Source organism: Patescibacteria group bacterium (assembly GCA_035529375.1).
GTDB lineage: Bacteria > Patescibacteriota > Microgenomatia > PFEM01 > JAHIFH01 > DATKWU01.
The window spans coordinates 1-3,555 of the sequence record DATKWU010000010.1; the positions used below are offsets into that span (position 1 = coordinate 1).

Here is a 3,555-nt window from a genome sequence, read left to right on the forward strand (position 1 = left end):
TAGATGTCTAAAGGGTGAACTTGATAAAAAATACTAGTTAGAATATATTATGCACATTCTATGGTTGAGATTGAAAAGGTTGAAAAGGCTAAAAGAAAAGAAAATTTAGTGTTGGCGAAGGTGGCAAGAGCGATTCTATTGGATGAAAAAGAGCGAGTGTTGCTAGGCGTGAGGGCGAAGGGAGATGAGGCCGGAAAATGGGCCTTAATTGGCGGTAAGCCGAATGAGAAAGAAAGTTTGGAGAGAGCCGTCATTAGGGAGGTCTGGGAAGAAGTGGGCCTATCTTTCTACCCTGAGCGCTATCGGGAAATTATTGGTTCAGGTAAAGATACTCCGGACAGCTGGCTGATTACTTACTTTTGGGGTTATGTTGAACCAACAGGTATTAATCTCAATCCAGAAGAGATAATAGAGGCCAAGTTTTTTACTTTAGAAGAAGTCGGGAAGTTAGATACCGCTTTTGACCACTGGACAGTTATTTGTGAGTTCTTTGCCAATTTTTCCACCATCCGAGAAGGCCGACAATTCCCACCCCTAAAGCTAACCACTTGAGTAACCTGCAAACACAATTTGAGAGTTAAGACAAAACAAGCTTGGCTTATTTGATAAAACAAGCTTGGCTTATTTGATAAAACAAAGGGTAAGTTCTTCTAACACCCGTTTTTCGTTGGGTAAAAGAACAATGGTTTCATTTTCTTCTTCCTCTCTTATTTTCCAGGTATATGACCAAAGTTCTTCATCGGGTTGCGGTAAAGGAACGCCAATAAAAGATTGATTGGTTGAGGGAAGTTCAAAAATGCAAGTTGGCGGACATCTCATCACCGGCAAATCAAAAGAAAGCATTAGCTCGCTTGGAGTAAGTGATTTAACTTGAATAATCTCGTCGGGATTAATCAAATAATGGACGGCAATTATCCCATATGGAGAGATAACTCTTCCCCCTTTCTTTTTGATGAAATTAACAAATAATGATAAATCATTCTCATCGACTTGATCGATGGAAACATGACCCATACCAACCCCGTCCAGAAAAAGGTTTCTTGATTGAAAGAATTGAAAATGTTCAAGGGGCGGAAACCCCTCAAAAGGCCGGAAAGACTCGCCAGGCTTTAGACGTAACGAACTTTCAGATGTTTCTCTTTCAGCTGAAGCCATAGTTTACTGATTAAAGTAGAAGTGTAATTATTGGGTTTGAATTCGGTTATAAGGATGAAAGAAAAACAAGAACATTCCTGTTGTAATCAAGGCCAGAGAGAAAAAAGTCGCCAAGTGAATTTTTCCAACAGCCCAGGTGTCAAGGCGAAAGAATTCGGTAAAGAAACGGATTAGGCCGTAAGAAATTAGGTAATAGGAGAGACCGTGAGTTTTTTGGAATTTGCTGGGCAATAGGATAAAAATTAAGAACATTACTAAGCATAAAGCCGATTCATAAAAAAAGGTGGGGTGGAAGTAAGAATTAGCCGCCAGTTGGGGTGGGCGATATTCGATGGGGACAAACATTTTCCAGGGTAAGTTAGTTGGCGGACCGAAACCCTCATAGTTAAAATAGTTGCCCAGTCGCCCTATTGCTTGAGCGAGCAGTAGGGGCGGAGCGGTTAAGTTTAAAAGATTTAAGGGGCTAAGATGTTTGAGCTTTGAATAAAGGCCAACTCCTGCTATTCCGCCCAAAATAGCGCCAAAAATCCCGAGTCCCCCCTCCCAGACCAAAAAGATTTTAAGAGGGGAGTGGGAATAATAAGAAAAAGTGGAAAAGATATGGTAAACCCTGGCGCCGATAAGAGCAAAAATAAAGGCCCAAATTAATCCCTTTTCAGCCAAAGGAAAAGAAAGCTGATATTTTTGATAATTCAGCCGACAATAAAAGTAAATGGTCAAAAGGCCGATGGCGATTAGAAGACCATAAGGTTTAATCATTAGGCGTGATTATTATCTCAGACGCAATATTCACCGTCAAATAGTCTATAATTTGCTTATGAACATAAAGATAAAGACAGCTAAAAGCAGTGATTGGGAGCTGATCCAGAAATTGAATAATGAGGTCTTTTTAAATGATGAGGAAAACGATGATGACCTTGACTTAGATTGGCCTTTTTCCGAGAAAGGTATTGACTATTACCAAAAACTCGCCAGTGGCAAATATGGAAAATGTTATATTGCCTACCTAGGTAAAATACCTGTGGGTTATGTGGCGCTGGCGATAAAGAATTTCGGCTATCGTAAAAGTAAATATGTTGAGATAGAAAACATCGGGGTTAACCCAGAATACCGTTCCCAAGGAATAGGAAAGTTATTAGTAGATGCTTCTGTTAGATGGGCGAAAGAACAAAAGGCGACGAAATTATTCGTTTCCGCTTACTGGAATAGCAAGAGGGCAATCAATTTCTATAAGAAGAATGGTTTTTATGAGATAGGAATTGAATTAGATAGAAAGATTTAACTTTCAATAGTCGCCTGCTGTTTTAGTGACCCCACACGGATTCGAACCGTGGTTCACAGGCTGAAAACCTGCTGTCCTAGGCCACTAGACGATGGGGCCTTATCATTGAAGGAAACCTATGGTTTTCTTCAAAAAACTTTTCAAAGTTGTAATTTATTTTGAGCAAAGCGAAAAACAAGCTTTGCTTATAATTCTTTTCTACTACCTCTTTATTTCTTGCCGATGATTAAAGGATAAAATCGGGTGAGGCGTGAAGGGATCGAACCTTCGACCAACTGCTTAAAAGGCAGATGCTCTACCACTGAGCTAACGCCCCTCACTCTTGGGAAAAACCTACGGTTTTTCCTCAAGCCTTTTCCCTAAGATGAGTTTTGGCGGATCATCATTCGGAGCTTTCCGTCAAAACAATCTATAACCTATTTAAATTACTTTTTACTTCTTGCCGAGTTTCTATGAAACTAAATTATCAATCCAGCCTTAAAATTTTACCATAAAATTGGCAGTGATACAACCACGGTCAAAGTCATCTTGTCATCTGCAATTCCCTCTATTTCTTGCCATTCTTGGCTTTGTTTCATAAAATTGTTTATCAATGAAGCAGAGGTTTCATATCAATATTGAAATAAAGGCCAAGTGTGCCAACTTTGATAAGATTAGAAAGGTTTTAAAAAGAAAAGGCGCATTATTCGTTGGCAAAGACCATCAGGTTGACACTTATTTTGTTGTTCATAAAGGAAGGCTTAAGCTCCGCGAAGGTAAAATTGAGAATTCCCTAATTTACTACGAAAGGCCAAACATGGCCGGGCCCAAGCAATCAAATGTCACTTTGTTTAAATCAGCTCCAGACTCTTTCTTAAAAGAAATTTTATTAAAAAGCTTAAAAGTTTTAGTTGTCGTTGACAAACAGAGGGAAATTTATTTCATTGGGAATGTTAAGTTTCACCTGGATACAGTTAAAAATTTAGGATCTTTTGTGGAAGTTGAGGCAATAGATGAGAGCGGCAAAATCGGTAAAGAGAAACTGAGGAAACAATGCGAAGAATATCTTCGCTTATTGAAAATTACCGATAATGACTTAATCTCTGAGTCATACAGCGATCTTCTAATGAGGAACCTCA

The 3,555-nt window shown here is 39.1% G+C and carries 5 protein-coding genes and 2 tRNA genes; 3 read left to right on the forward strand and 4 right to left on the reverse strand.

Annotated elements, in window-relative coordinates; all coding sequences use genetic code 11:
- The first annotated feature begins 60 nt into the window (after positions 1-60).
- Positions 61-552 (forward strand): NUDIX hydrolase, encoded by a 492-nt coding sequence (locus VMY36_03120; GenBank protein ID HUV42871.1) that lies wholly within the window; start codon positions 61-63, stop codon positions 550-552.
- Positions 553-621: 69 nt separating this feature from the next.
- On the opposite strand, the gene VMY36_03125 is transcribed toward VMY36_03120, so the two are convergent.
- Positions 622-1,155, reverse strand: a complete 534-nt coding sequence (locus VMY36_03125; GenBank protein HUV42872.1) for a hypothetical protein — start codon at positions 1,153-1,155, stop codon at positions 622-624.
- A 27-nt stretch (positions 1,156-1,182) separates the two neighbouring features.
- Complete coding sequence (gene lgt / locus VMY36_03130; protein HUV42873.1) at positions 1,183-1,914, reverse strand: prolipoprotein diacylglyceryl transferase; 732 nt, start codon at positions 1,912-1,914, stop codon at positions 1,183-1,185.
- A gap of 58 nt (positions 1,915-1,972) precedes the next feature.
- Here lgt and VMY36_03135 point away from each other — a divergent pair, with 58 nt between their 5' ends.
- A complete protein-coding gene (locus VMY36_03135; protein HUV42874.1) occupies positions 1,973-2,437 on the forward strand; it encodes a GNAT family N-acetyltransferase in 465 nt (154 codons plus the stop codon).
- 26 nt (positions 2,438-2,463) lie between these two features.
- Here the strand turns inward: VMY36_03135 and VMY36_03140 are convergent.
- Together VMY36_03140 and VMY36_03145 are read right to left on the reverse strand one after the other, a co-directional pair.
- Positions 2,464-2,536 (reverse strand) — tRNA-Glu (locus tag VMY36_03140).
- A 145-nt stretch (positions 2,537-2,681) separates the two neighbouring features.
- A tRNA-Lys gene (locus VMY36_03145) sits at positions 2,682-2,753 on the reverse strand.
- Positions 2,754-3,029: 276 nt separating this feature from the next.
- Here VMY36_03145 and VMY36_03150 point away from each other — a divergent pair.
- The coding region (locus VMY36_03150) for a class IV adenylate cyclase (protein HUV42875.1) at positions 3,030-3,555 on the forward strand (526 nt) is incomplete at its 3' end.

What these genes read in the sequence shown, in the direction of transcription:
- VMY36_03120 (HUV42871.1), top strand. Translation starts at nt 61, where the DNA reads ATGGTTGAGATTGAAAAGGTTGAAAAGGCTAAAAGAAAAGAAAATTTA.
- VMY36_03125 (HUV42872.1), bottom strand. Translation starts at nt 1,155, where the DNA reads ATGGCTTCAGCTGAAAGAGAAACATCTGAAAGTTCGTTACGTCTAAAG.
- lgt (HUV42873.1), bottom strand. Translation starts at nt 1,914, where the DNA reads ATGATTAAACCTTATGGTCTTCTAATCGCCATCGGCCTTTTGACCATT.
- VMY36_03135 (HUV42874.1), top strand. Translation starts at nt 1,973, where the DNA reads ATGAACATAAAGATAAAGACAGCTAAAAGCAGTGATTGGGAGCTGATC.